We start from the raw sequence: 25,937 nt of genomic DNA on the forward strand, positions 1-25,937 counted from the left end.
TTGTCACTCCAATGGAATAAAGGCAATGTTGAAAATAAAACGATTATATACATTTATGCTACAGACTTTCCTGCCGCTGTTTTTAATGACATTCGGCATCTGTCTGTTCATTGTATTGATGCAGTTTCTTTGGAGGTATATAGATGACATGGTTGGAAAAGGGTTAGGAATTCCCGTACTAGCGGAAATGTTTCTATATGCAGCTTTGTTTTTAGTACCTATGGCACTTCCACTTGCCATACTTCTCGCTTCACTGATGACTTTCGGAAATTTAGGAGAGCGGTTGGAATTGTTAGCTATGAAATCTGCAGGCGTATCACTTATACGCATCATGAAACCGCTTATAATAACAATCAGTTTTGTCTGCGTAGGTGCTTTTTACTTTCAGAATAACATCATGCCTATCGCACAGGTCAAGCTCTATACATTATTATATTCCATGAGACAAAAATCTCCCGAGCTGGATATACCGGAAGGTGTATTCTATAAAGAAATCACCGGATTTAATGTATATGTACGCCATAAAGACAATTCATCAGGATTATTAAAAGACATGATGATATACGACTATTCGGAAGGGTTTAATAATGCCCGTATTATTGTTGCCGACTCAGGCCGTCTGAAAACATCAACCAACAAACTATACCTTATATTATCATTATTCAATGGCGAATCTTTTGAAAATTTGAAAAGCCAAGGCACTAACTTGCAAAACAAATCGGCCGTTCCTTATCGTAGAGAAAGCTTTAAAACCAAAGATATTCTGATTGAATTTGATGCCAACTTTACCCGTACTGATGAATCATTCATGCAGAACCAATACATGGGCAAAAAATTGGATGATTTACAAACGTCCATCGACTCTATGACTATGCGATTGGACAGTATAAAGAAAATAAATGCCAAATCTATTGTCGAAAACTCTTACAAAAAGTCCTTAAAATCAAACAAAACCAGGAAAGAAAGCAACGAAACAACAATAGAAAAAAAAGAAGAACCTATTATTGTCATGAACTTTGACAGTCTTTATCTGGCACAAACACCAGGTAGTAAATCGAGACTGCTAACAAGAGCCAAAGCTACTGTTGAAAGCACAAAAAGCGAAAATTATTTTAAAGCTATGACAATAGGCGACGAAGCTTATAAACTCCGACGTCATATAATAGAATGGCACAAAAAATTCACTCTATCTTTTGCATGCCTGGTATTCTTCTTTATTGGAGCTCCCTTAGGAGCTATCATCCGTAAAGGAGGATTAGGTATGCCTGTTATCATTTCCGTAATTTTGTTCATTTTCTATTATATTATTGATAACATTGGCTTTAAGATGGCCCGTGACGGTGTGTGGACTGCACTAGAAGGTATGTGGCTAAGTTCTGCCATACTTGCCCCACTAGGTATTTTCCTCACCTATAAAGCCGTAAATGATTCTGTAATATTAAATGCAGACACTTACTTAAACGCAATCAAAAATCTGATAGGAAAACGTTCTGGACGCAAAGTTGAAAAGAAAGAAGTTATTATATACAACCCGGATTATCAGAATCTTATTCCACGTATAGAAAAACTGGCGGAAGACAGCAAAATTTACATAGCCACCCATAAACGATGGTTAAACTACATCAAATTCTGGAAGCAAGGAGGCAAAGATCATACAGCCCGGAAATTAGCCGAAGAGATGGAAGCTATAGTCGAAGAACTAAGTAATTCCGATCAAAATCTGATTCTAAACAAACTAATGGATTATCCCATAATAGGAAGTTATGCTAAGTTAAACGATAAAATGACAGGCAAAGTAGGATTGGCCATTGGTCTTTTCATACCAATAGGTCTACCTGTATATTTATTAGCAACATATCAACGCAAATTACTGTGCCATGATATACAGGTGATACAAAAGACAAGCCTTGATTTATTACCTATGATTAATAATTATTGCAAAGATTAAAAACAAACGATATGAGTGAAATCAAATTAAACACTATTGAAGAAGCAATAGAGGATTTTCGCGAAGGGAAATTCTTAATAGTAGTAGATGACGAAGATCGTGAAAATGAAGGTGACTTTATTGTAGCAGCAGAAAAAATAACTCCTGAAAAAGTGAATTTTATGCTCACAAACGGTCGTGGCGTATTATGTGCTCCAATTACGGAAGAACGATGTGAAGAACTTGAACTTGAAATGCAAGTTGCCAACAATACCTCTTTATTGGAGACACCATTTACTGTTACAGTGGACAAATTAGGAGGAAACTGCACAACAGGGGTTTCAATGTACGACCGGGCTGAAACAATACTAGCATTGGCAAACCCGGACACAAAACCTTCCGATTTAGGACGTCCGGGGCACATTAATCCGTTACGTGCCCGTTCCAGAGGTGTATTACGTCGTTCAGGACATACTGAAGCCGCTGTCGATCTGGCTCGTTTGGCCGGACTATATCCGGCCGGTGCGCTAATAGAGATAATTAATGAAGACGGTACTATGGCACGCCTTCCCGAACTTATGGAAGTTTCCAAAAAATTCGGCATCAAAATTATTTGCATCAAAGATTTGATTGCTTACCGCCTTCAAACCGAATCGATTGTTGAAAAAGGAGTAGAAGTAGATATGCCTACGCAATACGGACATTTCCGCCTGATCCCTTTCCGCCAGAAAAGTAACGGATTAGAACATATCGCTCTAATAAAAGGAGATATTAAAAAAGACGAACCATTATTAGTTCGTGTACATTCTTCTTGTGCAACGGGTGATATTTTCGGTTCTATGAGGTGCGAATGCGGAGAGCAATTGCATAAAGCTATGCGCATGATTGAAAAAGCAGAGAAGGGTGTCATTGTATACTTAAACCAAGAAGGGCGCGGAATCGGTTTAATGGATAAAATGAAAGCCTACAAATTACAAGAAAACGGACTGGACACTGTTGACGCCAACTTACACCTCGGACATAAAGCCGACGAACGTGATTATGGAGTTGGAGCTCAAATACTACGCCATATAGGTGTACATAAAATGCGCTTAATGACTAATAATCCGGTAAAACGCGTAGGCTTGGAAGCATATGGTCTGGAAGTGGTGGAAAATGTCCCTATAGAGGTTTCGCCAAACCCATATAATGAATTTTACATGAAGACTAAAAAAGAACGTATGGGACACGTGCTGCACAACATCAAATAATTAACAAAATGTTGTAACAATCCCAATTATTGACTAATTTTGTTGCATCAATATAAAACAACCTATACAAAAGCAATGTCATGACACAAGTTTCAGACCGTTTAGCAAGTCTTTCGCCTTCCGCAACATTGGCGATGTCTCAAAAGAGCAATGAACTAAAAGCTCAAGGTATCGATGTTATTAACTTAAGTGTGGGAGAGCCAGACTTTAATACTCCCGATTACATCAAGAAAGCAGCCAAACAAGCGATTGACGATAACTTTTCACGTTATTCTCCTGTACCGGGTTACCCTGCATTACGAAATGCAATTGTTGCCAAGCTGAAAAAAGAGAACGATCTGGAATATACAGCCAATCAAATCTCTTGTGCGAATGGTGCTAAACAATCCGTTTGCAACACAATCATGGTATTGGTTAATCCGGGCGACGAAGTTATCATCCCTGCTCCTTTCTGGGTTAGTTATCCAGAAATGGTAAAATTGGCAGAAGGGAAGCCTGTAATCGTTACAGCGGGCATCGAGCAAGATTTCAAAATTACTCCAGCACAGCTAGAAGCAGCAATTACTCCAAAAACAAAAGCATTAATTCTATGCTCCCCATCTAATCCGACTGGTTCCGTATATAGCGCAGAAGAATTGTCAGGCTTAGCTAACGTATTAAAGAAATATCCGAATATCATCGTAATAGCTGATGAAATTTACGAACATATCAATTATATAGGTAAACACAATAGCATTGCTTCTGTAGAAGGAATGAAAGATCGCACAGTGATCGTAAATGGTGTTTCCAAAGCATACGCAATGACTGGATGGCGTATCGGCTTCATTGCCGGTCCGGAATGGATCGTTAAAGCAGTTAATAAACTACAAGGGCAATACACTTCCGGTCCTTGTTCCGTATCTCAGAAAGCAGCGGAAGCAGCTTATACCGGTACACAAAAACCCGTTGAAGAAATGCGTAAAGCATTCGAACGTCGTCGTGACCTAATCGTTAAGCAGGCCAAAGAAGTTCCAGGTTTTGAAGTAAACAATCCGGAAGGAGCTTTCTACCTGTTCCCTAAATGCAGCTATTATTTTGGAAAGACAGATGGCACTCATACAATCAATAATTCTGATGATTTAGCTATGTATCTTTTGGAAGTAGCTCACGTAGCTTGTGTTGGTGGTACATCTTTCGGAGCACCTGAATGTATTCGCATGAGTTATGCAACCAGTGATGAAAATATCACGGAAGCAATCAAGCGTATCAAAAAGGCTTTAGCCGCCTTGAAATAAGAAAAATTAAGTTCTTAATAAGAAAAGGGAGACTCTGATTAATTTCGGAGTCTCCCTTTTTATTTCATTCTTTGCTAACGCAAATTATTCGGCACGCAAAGTGAAGCGTTTAAATGATAGTATTTGCAATTCAGGATCGATTTCCTTCATAGTTTCCTTCACTGTCTTCTTACCATCCATAATATCTTCCTGGTTCAATAAGCAAACTTCCTTCAAGAACTTGCTCAGACGACCATTAGCGATATTCTGAATCATTTGCTCCGGTAAATTAGCAGCCTTTTCAGCAGAAACTGTAGCGATAATTTCCTTTGCCTTAGCAACGTCTTCAGCAGTAATCCACCCCTTAGCCATATTGCTTTCCATGTGGTCTTCGCTATCTACGTGTGAAGGATTAATACCAGCTTTCTTCAAAGCAGCTTCTACAGCCTTTTGCACCTGTTCAGCCTTTGTCTTTTCAATTGCCACCTGTATTTCAGCTTCTTTTACTGATTCAGGAACGCCAGCTTCATCAATAGCAATAGGGTTCATGGCAGCGATCTGCATAGCGACGTTGTGAGCAGCTTCTTCTGATTCTTTGTTAAAAGCAACGATCGTACAAAGCTGGTTCTTGCCCATATGATTGTATACAGTAGTGTAAGCACCTTCAACTACGCTATAACCATCCAATTCCATTTTCTCGCCAGTGATACCGCTACGGTCAGTGATAGCTTCCTGGATAGTACCCTTACCCATAGGCAAAGCCTTTACTTCATCCAAAGTCTGACATTTATTAGCCACAGCAGCATCCAGGATAGCCTGAGTCAGCGCCACGAAATCTTCATTCTTAGCCACAAAGTCTGTTTCGCACTTCAAAGCAATGATAGCAGCAAATCCACCGTCTTTTTTTGCCAACACGCAACCTTCAGCAGCTTCGCGGTCAGAACGTTTAGCAGCAATCGCCTGTCCTTTTTTACGGATAATTTCCATTGCCTTTTCGATGTCGCCATCAGATTCAGTCAAAGCCTTTTTGCAATCCATCATACCAGCCCCGCTCATTTTGCGCAGCTTAGTAATATCAGCCATAGTTACAGCCATAATCTTTTTATCTTTTTTTTAATTAGTAGTTAATAAAAAAACGGTGTGCCAACCAGCAGCATAACTAAATGTTAACCGCAAAGTAGACACACCGTAATATTTAAGAATGAGTTATTCTTCTATATCTTTAGCGTACTTATCGGCAACCTTAGCGTTTAACGCATCGTCGTCTTCTTTCTTCGTACGTTCTTTCTTTACCGCAGCTTTTGCTTTACGTTCTTTTTTAGAATCTTCACCAGCAGCTTCAGTATCGATCTTTTCAGCCTTACGTTCTTGCAAACCTTCATTCATTGCTTCGCAGATAGCACCTAAAATAACTTCTACAGATTTTGTAGCGTCATCATTAGCTGGAATTACGAAATCAATGTTATTCGGATCCGAGTTTGTATCAACCATACCGAATACAGGTATACCTAAACGATTAGCTTCACGAACTGCAATATGTTCTTTCATCACGTCTACAACAAACAAAGCTGACGGAAGACGGGTAAGGTCTACGATAGAACCCAATGTCTTTTCCAACTTAGCACGTTGACGAGTAATCTGAAGTTTTTCTCTCTTAGACAGATTATCAAATGTACCATCCTTTGTCATCTTATCGATAGTAGCCATCTTCTTGATAGCTTTACGGATAGTCGGGAAGTTTGTCAACATACCACCCGGCCAGCGTTCGATAACGTAAGGCATGCCTATAGAAGCAGCCTTATCAGCGACAACTTGTTTAGCTTGTTTTTTAGTAGCAACGAAAAGTACTTTCTTACCTTGTTTAGCCAGGTTTTTCATTACTTCTGCTGCTTCATCTACTTTAGCAACTGTTTTATATAAATCAATGATATGAATACCATTGCGCTCCATAAAAATATAAGGAGCCATTGCGGGGTTCCACTTTCTTTTTAAGTGTCCGAAGTGAACTCCGGCTTCTAATAACTGATCAAAATTAACTCTTGACATTGTTTTCTTTTTAAAATCGTTTACATTCTTTGTTTAACTCAATCGTCAGGTAGTCCTCCGGCACATCTGCATGCAAAAGAAATCCCGATAATTTAGATACTAAACGCTTAGTCGTTGTAAGAAACTCACAAATAACATTAACGTTTGCTGAACTGGAATCTCTTACGAGCTTTCGGTTGTCCCGGTTTCTTACGTTCAACAGAACGCGGGTCGCGAGTAACAAAGCCTTCTGCTCTCAAAGCAGGTTTGTCTTCAGGGTTAATCTTTACCAGTGCACGGGCAATTGCCAAACGAGCAGCTTCAGACTGACCTTTGAAACCTCCGCCATCAAGATTGATCTTAATATCATATTGTTCTGCAACGTTCAATTTTGACAACGGTTGCTTTACAATGAACTGAAGGATTGTAGAAGGAAAGTAATTAGCCAGATCACGCTTGTTGATAGTAATCTTTCCCGTACCTTCGCTTACGAATACGCGAGCAACTGCTGCTTTACGTCTTCCTATTGCATTTACTACTTCCATAGTTATTATTTATATGAGTTTATATCGATTGACTTAGGTTGCTGAGCTTCGTGTACGTGCTCTGTTCCTGTATATACATACAGATTCTTCAGTAACTTAGCACCCAGACGATTCTTAGGCAACATACCTTTAACTACTTTACGGTACAGACGGTCTGCGCCTTTATCCAAAAGGTCAGCCGGAGTAAACTCGATCTGTCCGCCGGGATATCCGGTATATCTCACATAAACACGATCGTTCCATTTATTTCCTGTCAGAACGATTTTCTCTGCATTGATGATAATTACGTTATCACCACAATCAACGTGCGGAGTAAAATTTGGTTTGTACTTACCGCGCAAAAGTTTTGCTACTTTTGCACAAAGGCGACCCAATGTCTGGCCTGTTGCATCTACAACAACCCATTCTTTGTTTACAGTTGCTTTGTTTGCAGAAATGGTCTTAAAACTTAAAGTATCCACTGCTTAAAAATAATTTAATTAATAACTCAAAAACGCCTCAGCAACATTGCCACTACGGACACATGAAGTAACAATGTGCTAAGAACTAAACTCTTAGTACAATTTGATAATAATCGGCTTGCAAAGGTACGGCTTTTCTTCTAAATACAAAACTTTTCCACATCTTTTATTATCTATGTGACTGAAAGTTGGAACAATATTTATTGGTTACACCTATTTTGCAGCTAAATCTATCCGAAACAGAATGAACGGTATTGGTAAAATACTCTATATTTATTTTCAACAAATTAAAATGATTCATTTATTCTTACTATGTTTGTAACAAGGATGAATGACTCGCAAGTCAGATCAATTATTTTTCTTTTTCATTACATGACCTTCATTTACCTTCATTCTTATTATCGGTAAAATAATAGCCTCATTCTATACATTACTTAATAAAATACTTATGAAAACAAGACATTTCAGCTTACTAATATCCTTTTTTTTATTGGGAAGCCAAGTAGTAAATTCCCAATCAAAGGTGAGTAACTTGCCTGTATTTGATTTTTCAAAAAATTACCCTCAAAAAAAGATGCGCCTGCAGGATATGGCAGATATTGAGTATGTACCATTGGAAACTACCGATGAAATTTTACTGGGTAGAATGGCAACTCTTTCTGCTGTTACCGATAAATACATCCTCATACATGAACCTCAATTAGGTGATATTTTTGTTTTCAACCGCAATACAGGAAAACTATATTCTCATTTTAACCACAAAGGACAAAGTGGTCAGGAATATCTATGGATTAACAATACAATTTTAGATGATAAAAAGGATGAAATCTATGTGTGCTCCCAATTTATCCAGATTTATTCACTAAAAGGCAATTATAAGCGAACGTTGAAAATAAAAGGATTTGGAAATAACATACAAATTCTAAACTATGATGACACATCTTTACTTATCTATGACGAAGTAATTATAGAGCCCGGACATGAGAACAAGACTAAAAAAGCCCCTTACCGACTTATGTCCAAAAAGGACGGCAGTTTGATTTCCATATTGAACTTAGAGTTCTCGAAAAGATATTCAAATAAAATCGTCAAACATGAGGGTAATATGTGGAGACCCATTACATTTATTTATCCCCAAAACATGCATTATGGTTCAGATATCATAATCGCGGATATATCGTCCGACACATTATATCAACTATCTCCAAATAAGGGACTAATCCCTCTATTAACCCGTACTCCATCGACCCATGCCCATGAGCCTCGAAATATATGGACACCTTTTTTAACAACCGACAAATTTATGCTGATAGGTACATTTCTTTTAGATTTTAATCCGAAAGGAGGAGGCCCGATTCCTTCGTTTATGCTTGATTTTAAAACCGGGGAAATAAACAGAGTACCGATTTGGGATACAGAATATGAAACCAAGTCTTGGAGACAAGGGAAATGGACTCCAAATGGAACACCAGCCATTGCAAAAAATATGGCTGCCGAACTGATTCAGGCATCATCCGTTATAGATGCTTACAAAGGCAAACGATTGAAAGGTAATGGCGAGAAAGTTGCGAAGAAACTTCTGGAAGATGATAATCCGGTAGTCAGGATTCTTAAATTCAAGCAATAATAAACAGGCATGATGAAAACAATTGGCTTAATTGACGAAAAAGTAATAAAACATAACTTGATTAACCTCAAAAATATAGTTTTCGAGGTTACTGAAAAGTGTAATCTGAAATGCAAATACTGCGGATTATCAGAACGACTATACGAAAAATACGATGTAAGAAAACACCGGAACTTACCATTCGAGAAAGTCCGGTTGATGATAGACTATCTCCTTAATTTATGGAAAGAAAACTATGTAGCAGAGACAAATTCACCACTTATTGTGAGTTTTTATGGAGGTGAACCATTACTAAATATGCCTCTGATAAAAAAAATCATCAATTATATCGAAGAATCGAATATCGTCAGTCGAAAAATCTACTATTCAATGACCACCAATGCCATGCTACTGGATAAACATATTGATTTTTTGGCCGAAAAAATGAAATTTTTATACGGCAGGCGATAAATACCGAAGATTTTGGAAAGTTGACGATAATGCCTGACGGAAAGGTTTACGCAAATATAAATGCACCGTCATTGGGCACTATCGACGATTCGACATATTCAATTGTATACTGATGGACAATCTTGGTTTAGACTAAGGACCCAAATTCCATGCAATGACTGTATTTATCAATGGTTGTACCCTTCCCCATCCAATTACGAAATAGTTTTGGATAGGCCGAACCTGTGCCATATAAAAGTTTTATCCTAAAGAAAAAAAAGTTTCATTAGGATGAAACTAAAGTTTCGCCGGTATAAAAAAACAAAACAGTATAGATAAATATGCTCAAATCTGATTTTTATCACTACTTTTACAGCATTCATATAATAAATCATATTTACTTAAATCTACATAATATATGAAAAGCAAACTGATACTTGCCGTCATTTTTTGTTTCTGTTTCTGTTTTACCGGATATTGTCAGAGCAGCACATTCGAGTCGTTGAAGTTTCAAAGCAAAAAACTGGGGAAAGAGGTTTCCTACTCTATCTATCTCCCTTCCGATTATAAAACATCCGAGCGCAATTACCCCGTACTTTATTTATTACACGGATATACAGACGATGAAACAATGTGGCTACAGTCGGGTGAAGTAAAAGCAATTGCAGACCAAGCCATTGCAACAGGCAATGCTACCCAGATGATTATTGTTATGCCAAATGCATGGGATACTTTTTACATTAATCAATACGATGGCAAATTTCCATACGAAGATATGTTTTTTGAAGAATTGATTCCTTTTATAGAAAAAACCTACCGCGCCCGTCCTCAGAAAGATTATCGTGCCATTGCAGGATTATCAATGGGAGGCTACGGTTCATTACTCTATTCGTTACATCATCCGGAATACTTCTCAGCTTGTGCACCACTCAGTGCAGCCATCTTTGACGATAATGTAATGAAACAAAGACAAGAATATTCACACAAGGAACTATTCTCCCGTCTATATGGTCCCGGGTTGGATTATTGGCACAAGAACAGTGTTCTGGAAATTTTATCTGGACTAAACAAAGATAATTTACCTCAGGTACGCTATTATATCGATTGTGGCGATGACGATTATTTATTGGAAGGCAACTACCTGGCCCATAAAATAATGCAAGAAAAAGGGATAAGGCATGAGTTTAGAGTACGTGACGGAGGACATAGCTGGACTTATTGGAGAACAGCTTTGCCTGAAGTATTAAAGTTTGTAAGCCAATCTTTTACAAGAAGCTGAGGGCTAACGAAAAAAGTAGCCTAAAGAAAAGGTGACATTATTCTGATAAACAGATGTTTCACCTTCATTTTTGGCAGCCCGTCTATCCAATGTCCCGCAAAAAGCGGCAATAGAGAAGAAAAAATTACTATACTCTACCCCCAAACCGAGGTTAACACCTAAATCAAACGATTTCAAATCTTTATCTTTGGTTTGTCCAAACAAAATATCCGTATCCGTTTCCTTATTTTTCATTTTGCCAAATAAGGAATAATCAAATGCAGGACCGGCAAAAATACTGAACCGGACATCCGTAAAAAGGAATGTATATGCCAAATTTACAGGAACTACAATGGAGTAATAAGAACATTTATTCAAATATCCCATACCCTCCATTTGGGGGGCCGAATAATAGGATCCGCCCTGATTAACAAAAGACAGCTCCGGACGAAGCGAAAATCTTTTATACAAAGGTATATCAGCCAATCCCGCCACACTAAAGCCAAAACGGGCTCCCGAATTAAATTCGCCATCCACTTTCTGGATCAAAGACGAATAAGCTCCACCAAAACGTACACCATAAGTAACTTTGGCTGCTACCGGCATAACTAATACCGCCATAAGCAATACCAGTCCTATTTTATGTATAAATAACTTCATAATTGTAGTTCTTTAGCTAAGGCAAATATACATATTTCCACAGGGAGCAATATGTTTTAATCATATTTTAATATTAGAAGATGAGATTTTTGCTTTTTTCGCGTACCTTTACTAGCCAAATTTGATAGCTACACAAACAAAATGGAACCATTCATACATCTACACGTACATACCCAGTATTCTTTACTTGACGGACAAGCATCCATTGACGCATTAATTAACAAAGCATACAATGATGGTATGCGGGCAATAGCCGTGACGGACCACGGCGTGATGTTTGGTATAAAAGAATTCTTCAATAAAGTAAATAAAAAGAACAGTAAACCGCAAGGGATAATCAAGGATTGCGAAAAAGAACTAAAGAAACTCCAGGAGAAAGAAGAACTTAACGAAGATGATAAGCAAAAAGTAACGGAGCTGCAGAAACAAATAGCCGATGCAAAAGCTTCAATTTTCAAACCTATCATCGGATGCGAGTGTTATTGCGCACGTAACGGCCGTAAAATTAAAAACGAGAAAGAAGACCGCAGTGGCTGGCATCTTATTGTACTTGCCAAGAACCTGAATGGTTACAAGAATCTTATAAAAATGGTTTCTCTATCGTGGACTGACGGTTTTTACGGACGCCCGCGTATAGACAAAGAGTTGCTGGAAAAATACCACGAAGATTTAATAATATGTTCTGCCTGTTTAGGAGGGGAAATTCCCCAACACATCATGCACGACAGGATAGATAAGGCTGAAGAGTCCATTTTATGGTTCAAAAATCTGTTTGGCGATGATTATTATCTCGAAATGCAAAGACACGAGACACATAATCCGAATGCAGACTGTACAACTTTTCCCAAGCAACAGGAGGTAAATAAAGTTCTGGTTGAATTAGCCCATAAACACAACATAAAGCTTATTGCCACCAACGACGTCCATTTTGTAAATGAAGATGATGCTGAGGCTCACGATCGGCTGATCTGTTTAAGTACCGGCAAAGATTTGGACGATCCTAACCGTATGCGATACACAAAGCAGGAATGGATGAAAACGACTGCCGAAATGAATGCTATCTTTGCCGATATCCCGGAAGCTTTAAGCAATACGCTCGAAATTGCAGACAAAGTGGAATTCTATTCTATAGACAGCGGTCCTATCATGCCAACCTTTGCCATACCCGAAGATTTCGGAACAGAAGAATCATACAAGCAAAAATATACCGAAAAAGATTTATTTGATGAGTTTACACAGGACGAAAACGGCCAGGTTGTATTGAGTGAAGAAGATGCAAAGTCCAAAATAAAAAAATTAGGAGGATACGAAAAACTATATCGTATCAAACTGGAGGCAGACTACTTACAGAAGCTGGCGTATGAAGGAGCCCGTACCTGTTACGGTGAAAACTTATCAGATGAAGTAAAAGAACGTTTGAATTTTGAGTTACATATCATGAAAACGATGGGCTTCCCCGGTTACTTCCTGATCGTGCAAGACTTCATCAAAGCAGCGCGCGAGGAATTAGGCGTTTCGGTTGGCCCGGGACGTGGTTCCGCAGCAGGTTCTGCCGTAGCATACTGCCTTGGAATTACAAAGATCGACCCTATCAAATACGACTTACTGTTTGAACGCTTCTTAAATCCCGACCGTATCTCTCTGCCTGATATTGATACGGATTTCGATGATGACGGACGTGGTGAAGTACTACGCTGGGTTACCGATAAATATGGAGCTAACAGGGTAGCCCACATTATCACTTATGGCACAATGGCAACCAAATCTGCAATTAAAGACGTTGCACGCGTACAGAAACTTCCGCTATCCGAATCTAACCGTCTGGCCAAACTCGTACCGGATAAAATACCGGATATGAAGAAGTTCAACCTGAAAGATGCCATTGAATACGTTGCCGAATTAAAAGATGCAGCAACAGGTAATGACCCATTGGCCCGGGATACTTTGAAATACGCCCAAATGTTGGAAGGCAACGTTCGTAACACCGGTGTACACGCTTGCGGTGTAATCATAGGGCGTTATGATATTTCGGATGTCGTACCGGTTAGTACTGCCAAAGATAAAGACACCGGCGAAGAAATGCTCGTTACCCAATACGAAGGTTCGGTTATTGAAGAGACCGGACTTATCAAAATGGACTTCTTGGGTTTAAAAACCCTTTCAATCATAAAAGAAGCCATTGAAAACATTGAACTGACAACCGGCCATGTTTTAGATATAGACCACGTAAGCCTGGAAGACCCGAAGACATTCGAACTCTATTGTTGTGGAAAAACAACTGGAACATTCCAGTTTGAATCGGCAGGTATGCAAAAATATTTAAAAGAGCTTCAACCATCCAAGTTCGAAGACCTTATTGCCATGAATGCCCTGTACCGTCCGGGACCTATGGATTACATTCCTTCTTTCATAGCACGTAAACATGGAAAGGAAGAAATCAAATACGATATTCCGGTCATGGAACGTTATCTGGAAGATACTTATGGCATTACCGTGTACCAGGAACAGGTCATGCTTCTATCCCGCTTGCTGGCGAACTTCACCCGTGGAGAAAGTGACGCCTTACGTAAAGCAATGGGTAAGAAGTTGATTGAAAAGATGAATCATCTGAAATCAAAATTCCTGAGTGGCGGCAAAGCGAATGGGTACAAAGAAGAAACACTAAACAAAATATGGGCAGACTGGGAAAAATTTGCTTCTTATGCATTCAATAAGAGTCATGCTACATGCTATTCGTGGGTAGCTTACCAGACAGCCTACCTGAAAGCAAACTATCCTTCGGAATATATGGCTGCCGTACTAAGCCGAAGTTTATCCAACATTGTGGATATCACTAAATTCATGGACGAATGCAAAGCCATGGGTATCCAGGTTTTAGGACCCGACGTAAACGAATCTATATTGAAATTCAGTGTCGATAAAAACAAAAATATCCGTTTTGGTCTTGGAGCTGTGAAAGGGGTTGGCGAAGCTGCCGTACAGAATATTATAGAAGAGCGGAAAAAAAATGGTCCGTTCAAAAATATCTTTGATTTTGTGGAACGTGTAAATCTAACGGCATGTAACAAGAAGAATATCGAATCTATGGCATTGGCTGGAGCATTCGACAACTTTGGCATTCAACGCGAACAATTCTTTGCAGAAAGCATCAAGGGAGAAACCTTCCTCGAAACACTGGTACGTTATGGTAACAAATTTCAGACAGACAAAAACACGGCATCCAATTCATTATTCGGAGACGATAACTTTGTAGCTATCGCCAAACCCGAAGTTCCTCAATGTGAACGATGGAGCGACCTCGAAAAATTGAATAAAGAGAAGGAATTAGTTGGTATTTACCTATCTGCACACCCGCTGGATGAATATCGTATCATATTAACATATGTATGCAATACCGGTATGGCCGAAATAAACGACCGGGAAAGCCTGAAAGGGCGGGAACTGTTATTAGGAGGTATCGTTACTGGATTCCGCGAAGGTACCACTAAAATGGGTAAACCGTACGGTATACTTAAAATAGAAGATTTTACCGGAAGTGGCGAAATTGCGCTATTCGGCAACGATTATATAGAGTATAGCAAATACGGAAAAATGGGAATGTATCTACTTATTACAGCACGCGTAGAGCCGCGGCGCTGGAAAGAAGATGAACTTGACTTCCGTATCAGCTCTATTCGTTTACTACAAGATGAAAAAGACAAATTAATCGAAAAAATAAATATCACCGTCCCTATCCATGATTTGGATGAACCGACCATCAATGAATTATCGGTTCTGATAAAGAACAATCCGGGTCATAGTCTGTTATTTTTTAAAGTAGTGGATGGCGAACACAATATTTCCCTAAATCTATTCTCTCAGAATGTACGATTAAACGTAACACGCGAGTTAGTAGACTTTCTGCAGGAGAACGAAAATATTGATTTCAAAATTAATGGTTGATATTGTTTGGTGAAGAAAGAATTCGTACTTTTGACTCGCTATTTGATAAATAATTAATCAGTTAACAAAAGAAACATAAAACAAATATAGTATGGCTTTACAAGTTACAGATGAAAATTTCAAAGAGTTGATAGACTCTGGAAAACCTATGGTCCTTGATTTTTGGGCAGAGTGGTGTGGTCCTTGCCGTATGGTAGCTCCTATCATTGATGAGCTGGCAACAGAATATGAAGGACGTGTAACAATTGGAAAAATGGATGTAGACAACAATAACGAAGTCGTTGGTGAATATGGCATCCGGAATATCCCCACTGTATTATTTTTCAAAGACGGAAATGTTGTCGATAAAATTGTAGGTGCAACTACAAAAGACAAATTCATAGCAAAAATAGAATCTCTTCTTTAAAAGAAAACAGAATAAAGGATCAGGCTGCCAAAAATTCTAAAAACGAATTTTGGTAGCCTGATCCTTTATATCTTCTTTCCGTACAACATATGACGTTTTCCCGGAGGTCCCGGAAGACGGCTCATAGCATAACCCGCTTTCTGCATCATACGGCGCACCTCTCCTTTAGCACAATACGTTACGATTATACCACCCGGTGCAGTGTAAGAATATAAACGGTCAAAAATGGCTTGTGTCCACATCTCCGGCTGTTTATCCGGTGCAAAAGCATCAAAATAAATTAAATCGATATCCACAGGTAAGTCACAGACATTACTGTCTCCTTCAATTTTACACAAAGTAAAATTATCAGAAATTTTTTCTGGCATATTCCATTTGGCAAAATGCAGTTTTTCAAATAAATCTTTTCTGTCCGGCCAAATAATCTTGCCATAGTTTAAAGAACTTATCAGTTCCATGTTTAACGGATATAATTCTATGGAATGGTATTCAACCTTAAGCCTGGAATTTTCTTCAACATCCCGCAAAGTAAGAAACGCATTTAGCCCGGTACCAAAACCGATTTCCAATATTCTAACAAACTCTTTTTGTATGGAATGTAGCCCTGCTTCAATAAAAACATGCATCGCTTCCTGAATTGCACCGTTTACCGAATGGTAGTGTTCGTCCATAGATGGAATAAACAAAGTGTGACTTCCATCTGCAGTAAGTTGCAATATTTTTTTCATCATATATCTTTTCTTTTCGCAAAAGAACTAAAAATATAAGCATCCTACAAACGCAACCCACAATTTATCAATTGAATAATCTTTGATTTTTCCTTGTTTTTTATAACAACACAACCAAATAATATATAAATTTGTGGCATAATAATAATCTGGCTCAACTAAACATGGGTTTAAGGCGGTATACACAAATTGCAATGCTTATATTCTGCTGCTTCTTTATCAAGATACAGAGCTATGCAACCGAAATGCACCCCATTTTAATAATCAGTTCCTATAATCCGGATACAAGAAATACAACACAAAACATTTCCGAATTCATGGAAGAGTACAAACAACTTGGAGGTACTTCACCTGTTATTATAGAAAACCTGAATTTTAAAAGTCTTCCCGAATCTCCCCAATGGAAAGACAGAATGAACAAATTACTGAATAAATATCAAGGAGATCAGAAACCACAGATTATAATTATTTTAGGCCAAGAAGGATGGTCGGCCTATATTTCGCAAGATAGCCTGATCACCAAAGATATTCCGGTATTATGCGGAATGGTAAGTCGTAATGCGATTTTACTTCCTGATTCATCAGTAAACTTATCAGAATGGGATCCTCAAAGTATCGACATACAGGATTATATTAATAAGGGAATAAACGTTTCCGGTTTCGTCTACAATTATGATGTTCAAAAAAATATTAAGCTAATCCAAAAATTATATCCGGAAACTCAACATATCGCATTAGTTACAGATAATAGTTATGGGGGATTGGCCTTACAATCTTTTGTAAAGAAAGAGATGAAAAGCTTCCCCGAATTAGATTTAATACCCCTTGATGGCAGAAAAAATAATTTATACACCATCATTGAACAAATAAAATGCCTGCCGGAAAAAACAGTTATTTTATTAGGTACATGGCGTGTCGATGTAAATGACGGATATTACGTCGGCAATGCAACTTATACAATGATGTCCGCAAGCCCTAATCTACCGGCATTCACAATCACATCAATAGGTTTAGGCCATTGGGCAATAGGGGGTTATATTCCTCAATACCGGGGTATAGGGAAAGATTTAGCCAAACAAGCAGTAGCTATATTAAAAAAAGAAATAAACCAAAAAGGAATCCATGCAGAAGTAATCCCCAATTATTATACTTTTGATGTTCTGAAACTAAAATCTCTTAATATAAACAGGAGCTTGTTACCTAAAAGCTCCATATTAATCAATGAAGACGAGAATATATTAGTAAAATATAAATATGAAATATTATTGCTCGTCATCAGCATACTATTCATATTTCTTATCACAATCCTTTATTTCTTTTTACGCACTAAACGCCTTAAAGACAAACTGCTTGACTTACAAAAAGACAATATTATCATCCTTAATAATATGCAAGTATCCATCCGGTTTATTAATCCGGATTACACTATTAAATGGGAAAACCAAGTACAGTATAGTTGTCAGCCACAATATGGCCCGGATAATTGTTTTCTCAGGAAAAATGGGAAAAGCCCTTTTTGCGATGATTGTTGTGTAGTTCGAGCAATGACGACCAAAGTACCAGTTGAGACTATAAAAGAATGCAAACCCGGTAAATATATCCATACTCTGGCAAATCCGGTAATGGACGAAGAAAACAATATCATTGGCGTAGTACTCAAAAAAGAGGACGTCACTAAGCAAAAAGAAGCAGAAAACGAATTACGTCTGGCCAAGGAAAAAGCAGAGCAGTCGGACCGCCTTAAATCGGCCTTCCTTGCAAATATGAGCCATGAAATCAGGACTCCTTTAAACGCAATCGTAGGTTTCTCCGGTTTGTTAATGAATGCGGAAAATCCGGAAGAGAAAGAAGAATATCTCAACATTATCAACGGTAATAACGATTTGCTTTTACAACTAATCAATGACATCCTGGATTTGGCTAAAATTGAAGCAGGCACATTAGAATTTGTTGATTCTGAAGTAGACGTAAACCAATTATTTTCAGATATAGAACAAACTTCACGCCTGAAAGCATCTGAAGATGTTCAAGTCTCTTTTGTCGAAAAAATCCCTCATGCCACAATCATTACAGACCGTAACCGGCTGTCTCAGGTTATAACGAACTTTATAAACAATGCAATTAAGTTCACCTCCGAAGGAAGTATACAATTCGGATACCACAGACAAGACCATACTATTTATTTCTATGTCACAGATACAGGATGTGGTATTGCAGAAAATGAAGTAAACAGTGTATTCAACCGTTTTGTAAAACTAAACAGTTTTGCTCAGGGAACAGGTTTAGGGCTTTCTATCTGCCAAATGATCATAAAAAAATTGGGAGGAGATATCGGTGCAAAATCTCAATTAGGGAAAGGTTCTACTTTCTGGTTTACTCTTCCGGAAAGTTCTTTAAAGATAGATAAGCAGGAAATACCAGTATCGAAAACAAATGCCGCACCAATTACCAAACCTTCTCAAAAAATGACTTTACTAATAGCAGAAGACAACGAAAGCAATTTTACACTGTTCAATGTCATGCTAAAAGAATACAACATCCTGCATGCATGGAATGGGCAGGAAGCCATAGAGTTATATCATAAACATCATCCGGATATGATTCTGATGGATTTAAAAATGCCGGTTATGAATGGTTACGAAGCAACAGCGGAAATCCGAAAAGAAGATTCCCATATACCCATTATTGCTGTTACCGCTTTCGCATTTGCAGAAGATGAGGAAAGAGTAAAAAAAAGCGGCTTTAATGCATACCTGGCAAAGCCTGTTAAACCCGTAGAGCTAAAAAGAATAATAAACACAACCTTTGGCAATATTAATTAACATGAATAAACCGGCGTTATATTAACGCTGTACAAAAAGGATTAATATTACAAATCAATACTATATATTTAAGGAATTTATATTGTTACCGTCTCTTTACTTATCTATTTTTGACCTTGAATAATAAAATAGATTGATTTGGTGTGGATGAACATCGTACATATACAATTAACAAACCACTTTTGGTAGTTGCCATCTTATGTATATACAGTATAGAATATACACATGCCCAATGGACTAAAAAAGATTCTGCCCGTCTACAAAATATTTTATCTGGAAAAGAAACTTTACAACTGGATCCCGAGGTTCAAAAAGCCATTGAGAACGGAACATTCCTCAATTTCGATAAACCAGCCGACCAAATGCGTATGTCTACCACTCCCCTGACTATTATAAAAGACTTTTCGGAATATCTGGAAATAGATGATACAATAAAACATAAACGTATAGCCCTGAAAGATTTACCCCCTGCTGTATTTATGCGCTACGGATTAGATAAACCACTGCCCAAACAAGGCATGATGGTGAACTCCAGAATTATAGAACTCGATCCGGACATAGTACCTCTCGGAAAAGAAAAGAATACGGGTGTAGGCAGAGGCATGGACTTCAATGCACTACTATCTAATCTGTTCAGTAAAAACTACCGCCAGTTGGAACATAATAAAAAGCATGCCACTTCATGGAAATCTTACAATAATATCCCAACAATCGAAGTACACAACAAGCAACGGAAGTTCCGAACCGAACATCCTGAAGCCGTCTTACCATTAGTTAAATCAACTGATCCGACCAAAATAAGACCATTGATTAAAGATTCACTGGCAACAGACACGATCCAAAAAAAATAATACAGATAGATTTGTAACCAAAATTTTATCTTTAAACCGGTTCGATAAATAAACGATAACCATTACCACGCAAATTTTCAACTTTTAAAAATGGAATTTCTTTCAAATCCATTCTTAACCGTTTAACTGTTTGCATAAGGGCGTCTTTAGTAGAAAGTCCATCAGGCCATACAGCGCTCTGCAAAATATCGGAGGCAACATATTGTCCGTTATTTTCCAACAATAAATTAAATAATTCCAGCTTATAATTAGTTAGCGTTATCTCCTGATCTGCATAAACAAGAACACCATTTTCTTTATCATACAACACATCACTCCTCAATAGTATACCGTCCCTCTGTACTTTTGGGGCAAGCAAAACTGCTATCTTTTTATTTCCTCTCAAAAACAGAATTCCCCCTACTACACTCAATACTAAAATCAAAAGAACAAGTGTATAAACGGGCAAAGATTGGGCAATAATATATGATACAGGCAATTTTGCATATACCTGCAAAACTATATCCCGCTGAAATCCAATTACCACTTCTTTCAATTTCCAGGCAGATTTATAAAAGGAGGTATCAACAGCACTACAATATTTTTCTCCTTTTGCCTCATAAACAATAGCTATTTTTGCAGGAATATTATTTTGAGATAATTCATTACATAAAAGACTATCCAAAGAACTAACACGAATAGGATTTCTATCCAAAAGATATAACTGAGACAACACATATTTTTTCTCTTCCGAATTCATTTTTTCTATTTCGTCCGGTTTCTTTATATAAATTGTAGAATCTTCGGATTGAATAGTAATAAAACCTGATTTTTCATTGTCCGGAAACAAAGTGAAAAAGTAAAAAAAAGGAGTTTCCAACTCCCGCGCATCTTTATCAGAGCGAAGACATTCATTAAACAACCTTTCTATCTGCATCCGGATTTCTTTTTCCGAATGAATAAAGTTTCTATATACCACCCAGGCACATAGAAGACAAACAACCATGCAAATAGAAAGAAGTATTATTTTTCTCAACACTGATTTCATATAAATAGGCCTATACATAGGGCAAATATAAATGCATTTCTAAGAATAAAAAAACCTATCTCATCTAATAACCACAGATATTCCATAGCTGACAGGCATTTGTCAGACAAAATATTTGTCTCTTAACCATAAAATCCGGTACTTCGAAACAAATCTAATACTATCTCATACAAGGTTGATTTTTATTGGTGGGGGAAGCTTTTCCCCCTCCAATAATTTGAGACCCCAGCCTCCTTTAACTTAACGCCCCACGCCTAAACAAAAACCAGCTATTTTCTTAATCGAAAATATGCCACAATATTACTCTGTTAGTCAGATCAAAGATAAAAAGCTGGCATAACTCCTTATTACTGGCATCTATAGGGATGGCAGTTTGTACAGATTTCGTTCCGGCCAGAGGAAACTGCAATAACCCGCATACATGGAATGCGCTTATTTAAAATAAGATTGGATAATAAACATTTTACCTTTCTGGTTCATCCCGATGATTTTATAAAATGATCCCGATGAAATTAAAAAATCATCGGGATGACTTTAATATGTCTTTTAGTTAATAAAAAGATGTAGCTCCTTTTGCAAAAAGAATCTATTTATCATCGTCAATTTTTAAGCAGAACCCCACCCCTCGTAAATTTTCTATATGCAGGACAGGGATTCCTTTTAAAGAATCGCGTAATCTTTTGATTGCCTGACTTCGACAGGACTCCGAATAATCAATTGTCCCCCATAAATGTTCGCGAATATCATCATTGCTCACAAAATAATCTTTATGAGACAAAAATAATTTAAGTAAGGAAATAGATTGGTCAGTTAATGATATGATCGATTCGCCATATCTCAGAACACGCAGTTCGGCATTTAATATCAGGTCATCCGTTATTTGGATTTCAACATCTTCCTTCTCCAACAATTCATCCCCACTTATAGTTACGACTTGTTTAGTGTTCTTATATAAAAATAAAACAGCCAAGATAACGAGTACTACACAAAGAATAGCCCATCCGGCAAAAAGGGCGATAGAATTTCTTATAACACTAAAAAATGTAACATCCGCAAAAGCCTGTAAAACAATCTCTTTTTCTATTCCTGTCACCACAGGAGGTAATAAGTATGTTTTTTTATAGAAAAAAGTATCATTATTACTTTTATGGACCTCTCCCGATACTTTATCTGTATAACAAACAGCCGTCTTAACGAGTAGATTCTGTTCCCTTAACCCTACCTGGTATATACTATCCAACGCATTAGCATTGACTGGATTTTTATATCTAAGGGTAGTTTGCAAAATACTTTTATACTTTTCATCTTCAGATATTGTTTTTTCAAAAGCAGGAATCGTTTTAGCTCCTTCTTTATTTCTAACAACAATCGAATCATCCGTTTTTTTGGCAGACACATGATGGTAAATAGGCAAATCCAATTTTTTCCAACGTATTGTAAGATCATTAGAAACAGCATTATGAAAACAATCATTGATTTCTGAAATTACATATTCTCTTTGGTAAGAATATAACCATATTCCGGTTGCCAAAGCAAAACAACAAGTAAATCCAAGTATCACTGTCTTCATTATTTTCTTCATGGTATGTAATAATTCATTAGCGTTTTCAATACAAAAATACAATTTATTAATCAATATCCTATAATTCCAGTCGGTAAGCCCAATTTTAGCCCTAAAAGCAGAACCTTTTATAATTCAAGATATTATACATATAACTTTTCTGTCATTAAACAAATGTAAGTAATTTGTAAGTCTATTTATTTTAAATTATAGCAACTATTGACATTCTTTGTATCAAAAATTATTTTTATGAAAAAAAGCAGATTAAAGTTATTATTCATCCTGACAATAAGTGTAAGCCTGTCCGGATATCTTTTCTTCACCAATACAAATAAAAAAGAAGAAATAAAAATCAGTGAGTTCAAAAAGTTAGTATTAGCCAATATCGAAGCACTTGCGCATTCAGAGAGTGGCGGAGGAAGTACTGTCTGTATAGGAAATGGCTCTATCGATTGTTTTGGAGACAAGGTAGAATTTATGTACTCTGGATTCAGTTTAGATGGTTTTTAAATAAAAACGAATTGAATAGATTGGTTCATGAAACACTTGAATATAATACTATTAGTTATTGTCTTATTCTTTTCCGTCTCATGCAAAGACAAAACAAAGAAGAAAATAACCCAATTAGTGGAACATTGGCAAGGGAAAGAAATTATATTTCCTTCTGATATGATTTTTACTCGTTACTTGACAGACACTGTTGACTATCAAATTCCACAAAGCGACTATAAAGTCCTTATTTATGTGGACACTATCGGATGCGCCAGCTGTAAACTACAATTGCCCAAGTGGAAGGAACTGATAGCTCAGGTTGATTCATTAACAGACAAGCAAATACCTTTTCTTTTTTTCCTTCATCCAAAAGATTTGAAAGAAATACGGTATATCTTAAAAAGAGACGGATTTAATTTTCCGGTTTGCATTGATAAGGAAGATAAGCTTAATAAGCAAAACAATTTTCCTTCTGATATTACCTTTCAAACTTTTTTATTGGATAAGAATAATAAAGTTATCGTAATAGGAAATCCTATTCATAATTTGGCTGTTAAAGATTTATATTTAAAACAACTCACACAAGGAAGAGAAGCAACAAATCAACCAATCATTACAACAGCAAAGGTTAGTCCTGCAGAAGTAAACATGGGAAAGGTTAAGGTGAAACAGGCAAAAAAGACAGATTTCATCATACAAAATACGGGAGATGCCCCTCTTATTATTTTAGAAACAAGTACAACTTGCGGATGTGCAGTGGCTACTTTTGACAAACATCCAGCCAAGCCTGGTGAGTCGCTCCACGTAACCGTTGAGATGACACCAAAAGAATCCGGTATGTTCGACGAGACCATGATGGTAAAATGTAATACAAAGCAATCAATAACATTAAAAATACGGGGACAGGCGATATAATAAAAAGCAGGGAAGGAAACCTCTCAGACATTAGAACTCTTCCGGTAACCTTCCCCCTTGTCTCCACCTTAAAAGAAAGGAGGTGATGGAGCAAAAGTAAGAAGAATTAAAGAATAAAGAAATTTCCTATTGAAGAAGAGTAAATAAGAAATAAACGATTAAAAGATTAATAACATAAATACATAAAAATATCATGAAGAAGAAACTATTTGGTATAGCAATTGTTGCGATAGTGGCTGTTGGGGCTGCATGGAATGTAAATGAGAATAAGAATGAAGTTAGTTTAAGTGACTTGGCTCTAGAGAATGTGGAAGCACTAGCCGGTGGGGAACAAGGAGGAGGAGGAATACAATATTATGAACATCACTGTGGATCTCGAGTTGGTACACAATGTATAACTTCAGTAACCGGTCCTTTATGTGGTGGACCAAGAAGTTGTCCTTAATTATTTAGGCATTTTTCATTAGTCATGAATAAGTAGCAAAAAGAATCTAATTAATTAAATTCTTTTTGCTACATTTCACGAACTATAACCCCGATAATTCAAAAACTATTTAAGACTAGAATTAAGTATTCACAAAAACCGGATTAGCATGAAACTGATATCAATATTTGGAGCATTTTTAGTTCTATTTACATCTTGTCAACAAAAGAGTAAAGATCTATCAAAGGTTTTGTATAATCAAACCAAAGAGTTAGAAAAAATAAGTATCAACATTTCTATTGATGACCAATCACTTACATCATACAGTTTTATTTCTACTTATCCTAAAGAGGATAATAAAGAATATTTATACGCCTATAACAGGTTAACACATTCCATAGACAAGTTTAACATCGATAATAAAACAGTTTCTCATATCTCTTTAGCAACAGAAGGAAAAGACGGTGTTCTAAAAAATATATCCGGATTATGTGTTTCCAATCCTGACAGTATTTGGATTTACAGCCAAGAAAATTTATACCTAATTAATTCGATTGGAAAAGTCACAAATAGTTTTAAACTACCAATCCCTGAAGGTGGGTTCATCATGATAGATAAAAATTTTTCAAGATCTACCAGTACTTTTTATTATCACCCGGCAAGAAATTCAATATTCTACTTGGCTGTAACACCTAATAAAGATCGTACCAAATACAATATATGCGAATATTCAATTTTGACTGATAATTTAAAATCATTTGAAATCGAAGGAAATAGCATCGAAAATAAAGCAGGAACAAATTTTGGATGGAAGCAAATGCCTAATGTTACATTTACAGATAAATATATTATTTACAACTATCCAATCAGTTCAAATATATATTATATAGATATAAAAACCGGTAAAAAAAATACAGTTGATGGACAAAGTAAATACACAAAAAATTTAGTTTCAGAATTAACTATGCCTTATGATTTTCAGAAAGCAGATAAACATCTGCTAGAGAACGTTCATTTTTTTGAAGTTATATACTCTCCAAAAGAGAATGTGTATTATAGATTGCATTTAGATAAAATTGCCTCTTATTCTAAGAATAAAGAGTTTAATGAACAATATGAAAGTAAAAATATTTATTTGACTATTTTAGATTCAAATTTTCGCATAATAAATGAGCAACAATTAAGCCCTAAAACTTATAACTATTTTAATGGTTGGGGAATTACAAAAAAAGGTCTCTTGATTTTTATAGAAAATATTTTAGACACCTCAAAAAATCCAGATATACTCCAGATGGATATTTTTTGTACAAATCCATGAGAACCACATATAACGA

Annotated in this window: 22 protein-coding genes; 14 read left to right on the forward strand and 8 right to left on the reverse strand. The window is 36.8% G+C overall.

From position 1 onward, the window contains the following. Positions 1-55 precede the first annotated feature (55 nt). The 3 genes from ACYIB7_RS13810 to ACYIB7_RS13820 all read left to right on the forward strand — a co-directional run bounded on the left by ACYIB7_RS13810 (position 56) and on the right by ACYIB7_RS13820 (position 4,451). On the forward strand, positions 56-1,948 hold the full coding sequence (locus ACYIB7_RS13810; RefSeq protein WP_480338482.1) for an LptF/LptG family permease: 1,893 nt from the start codon (positions 56-58) through the stop codon (positions 1,946-1,948). A gap of 11 nt (positions 1,949-1,959) precedes the next feature. Beyond that, positions 1,960-3,177 carry a bifunctional 3,4-dihydroxy-2-butanone-4-phosphate synthase/GTP cyclohydrolase II gene (locus ACYIB7_RS13815; RefSeq protein ID WP_099464480.1) on the forward strand — a complete coding sequence of 406 codons (1,218 nt, stop codon included), beginning with the start codon at positions 1,960-1,962 and terminating at the stop codon, positions 3,175-3,177. A gap of 80 nt (positions 3,178-3,257) precedes the next feature. Continuing rightward, entirely contained in the window at positions 3,258-4,451 is a 1,194-nt protein-coding gene (locus tag ACYIB7_RS13820; protein WP_480337469.1) for a pyridoxal phosphate-dependent aminotransferase, read from the forward strand. An 84-nt stretch (positions 4,452-4,535) separates the two neighbouring features. On the opposite strand, the gene tsf is transcribed toward ACYIB7_RS13820, so the two are convergent. From tsf to rplM, 4 genes are all read right to left on the reverse strand, one after another. Further along, the gene (gene tsf, locus ACYIB7_RS13825) at positions 4,536-5,525 is read right to left on the reverse strand and encodes a translation elongation factor Ts (RefSeq protein WP_099464482.1); all 990 of its coding nucleotides are present in this window, start codon (positions 5,523-5,525) and stop codon (positions 4,536-4,538) included. 111 nt (positions 5,526-5,636) lie between these two features. Beyond that, positions 5,637-6,476, reverse strand: a complete 840-nt coding sequence (rpsB, locus tag ACYIB7_RS13830; protein WP_099464483.1) for a 30S ribosomal protein S2 — start codon at positions 6,474-6,476, stop codon at positions 5,637-5,639. Positions 6,477-6,613: 137 nt separating this feature from the next. Next, the gene (gene rpsI, locus ACYIB7_RS13835) at positions 6,614-7,000 is read right to left on the reverse strand and encodes a 30S ribosomal protein S9 (RefSeq protein ID WP_103982771.1); all 387 of its coding nucleotides are present in this window, start codon (positions 6,998-7,000) and stop codon (positions 6,614-6,616) included. Positions 7,001-7,005: 5 nt separating this feature from the next. Continuing rightward, complete coding sequence (gene rplM, locus ACYIB7_RS13840) at positions 7,006-7,461, reverse strand: 50S ribosomal protein L13 (RefSeq protein ID WP_099464485.1); 456 nt, start codon at positions 7,459-7,461, stop codon at positions 7,006-7,008. 448 nt (positions 7,462-7,909) lie between these two features. Between rplM and ACYIB7_RS13845 the strand changes: the two genes are divergently transcribed. The 3 genes from ACYIB7_RS13845 (at position 7,910) to ACYIB7_RS13855 (ending at position 10,796) form a co-directional block, all read left to right on the forward strand. Beyond that, positions 7,910-9,088, forward strand: a complete 1,179-nt coding sequence (locus tag ACYIB7_RS13845) for a 6-bladed beta-propeller (RefSeq protein WP_480337471.1) — start codon at positions 7,910-7,912, stop codon at positions 9,086-9,088. 9 nt (positions 9,089-9,097) lie between these two features. After that, positions 9,098-9,538 carry a radical SAM protein gene (locus ACYIB7_RS13850; protein ID WP_480337472.1) on the forward strand — a complete coding sequence of 147 codons (441 nt, stop codon included), beginning with the start codon at positions 9,098-9,100 and terminating at the stop codon, positions 9,536-9,538. 397 nt (positions 9,539-9,935) lie between these two features. After that, a complete protein-coding gene (locus ACYIB7_RS13855; RefSeq protein WP_103982774.1) occupies positions 9,936-10,796 on the forward strand; it encodes an alpha/beta hydrolase in 861 nt (286 codons plus the stop codon). 3 nt (positions 10,797-10,799) lie between these two features. On the opposite strand, the gene ACYIB7_RS13860 is transcribed toward ACYIB7_RS13855, so the two are convergent. Continuing rightward, entirely contained in the window at positions 10,800-11,423 is a 624-nt protein-coding gene (locus ACYIB7_RS13860; protein WP_394340715.1) for a porin family protein, read from the reverse strand. 153 nt (positions 11,424-11,576) lie between these two features. Here ACYIB7_RS13860 and dnaE point away from each other — a divergent pair, with 153 nt between their 5' ends. Further along, positions 11,577-15,377, forward strand: a complete 3,801-nt coding sequence (gene dnaE / locus ACYIB7_RS13865) for a DNA polymerase III subunit alpha (RefSeq protein ID WP_103982776.1) — start codon at positions 11,577-11,579, stop codon at positions 15,375-15,377. 91 nt (positions 15,378-15,468) lie between these two features. Further along, a complete protein-coding gene (trxA, locus tag ACYIB7_RS13870) occupies positions 15,469-15,783 on the forward strand; it encodes a thioredoxin (RefSeq protein ID WP_099464490.1) in 315 nt (104 codons plus the stop codon). Positions 15,784-15,848: 65 nt separating this feature from the next. On the opposite strand, the gene mnmC2 is transcribed toward trxA, so the two are convergent. Then, positions 15,849-16,511: a tRNA (5-methylaminomethyl-2-thiouridine)(34)-methyltransferase MnmC2 gene (gene mnmC2 / locus ACYIB7_RS13875; protein ID WP_103982787.1), complete on the reverse strand. Its 663-nt coding sequence runs from the start codon at positions 16,509-16,511 to the stop codon at positions 15,849-15,851. Positions 16,512-16,675: 164 nt separating this feature from the next. Between mnmC2 and ACYIB7_RS13880 the strand changes: the two genes are divergently transcribed. Both ACYIB7_RS13880 and ACYIB7_RS13885 read left to right on the forward strand, forming a co-directional pair. Continuing rightward, positions 16,676-19,333 carry an ATP-binding protein gene (locus ACYIB7_RS13880; RefSeq protein WP_480338483.1) on the forward strand — a complete coding sequence of 886 codons (2,658 nt, stop codon included), beginning with the start codon at positions 16,676-16,678 and terminating at the stop codon, positions 19,331-19,333. A gap of 143 nt (positions 19,334-19,476) precedes the next feature. Next, positions 19,477-20,184, forward strand: a complete 708-nt coding sequence (locus tag ACYIB7_RS13885) for a DUF4858 domain-containing protein (protein WP_103982778.1) — start codon at positions 19,477-19,479, stop codon at positions 20,182-20,184. 31 nt (positions 20,185-20,215) lie between these two features. Here ACYIB7_RS13885 and ACYIB7_RS13890 read toward each other — a convergent pair whose 3' ends face one another. Next, the gene (locus ACYIB7_RS13890) at positions 20,216-20,923 is read right to left on the reverse strand and encodes a winged helix-turn-helix domain-containing protein (protein ID WP_160034638.1); all 708 of its coding nucleotides are present in this window, start codon (positions 20,921-20,923) and stop codon (positions 20,216-20,218) included. A gap of 874 nt (positions 20,924-21,797) precedes the next feature. After that, entirely contained in the window at positions 21,798-22,793 is a 996-nt protein-coding gene (locus ACYIB7_RS13895) for a winged helix-turn-helix domain-containing protein (RefSeq protein ID WP_480337474.1), read from the reverse strand. A 228-nt stretch (positions 22,794-23,021) separates the two neighbouring features. On the opposite strand from ACYIB7_RS13895, the gene ACYIB7_RS13900 reads away from it, so the two are divergent. From ACYIB7_RS13900 to ACYIB7_RS13915, 4 genes are all read left to right on the forward strand, one after another. Further along, positions 23,022-23,282, forward strand: coding sequence for an NVEALA domain-containing protein (locus ACYIB7_RS13900; protein ID WP_099464498.1), 261 nt, complete (start codon positions 23,022-23,024; stop codon positions 23,280-23,282). Between the two features lie 27 nt (positions 23,283-23,309). Then, on the forward strand, positions 23,310-24,179 hold the full coding sequence (locus tag ACYIB7_RS13905) for a DUF1573 domain-containing protein (protein ID WP_480337476.1): 870 nt from the start codon (positions 23,310-23,312) through the stop codon (positions 24,177-24,179). Between the two features lie 193 nt (positions 24,180-24,372). Further along, positions 24,373-24,624, forward strand: a complete 252-nt coding sequence (locus ACYIB7_RS13910) for an NVEALA domain-containing protein (RefSeq protein ID WP_480337477.1) — start codon at positions 24,373-24,375, stop codon at positions 24,622-24,624. A 148-nt stretch (positions 24,625-24,772) separates the two neighbouring features. Further along, a complete protein-coding gene (locus ACYIB7_RS13915) occupies positions 24,773-25,921 on the forward strand; it encodes a DUF4221 family protein (protein ID WP_480337479.1) in 1,149 nt (382 codons plus the stop codon). The last annotated feature ends 16 nt before the right edge of the window (positions 25,922-25,937 follow it).

It is taken from the genome of Parabacteroides sp. KHUB-03, assembly GCF_056640975.1.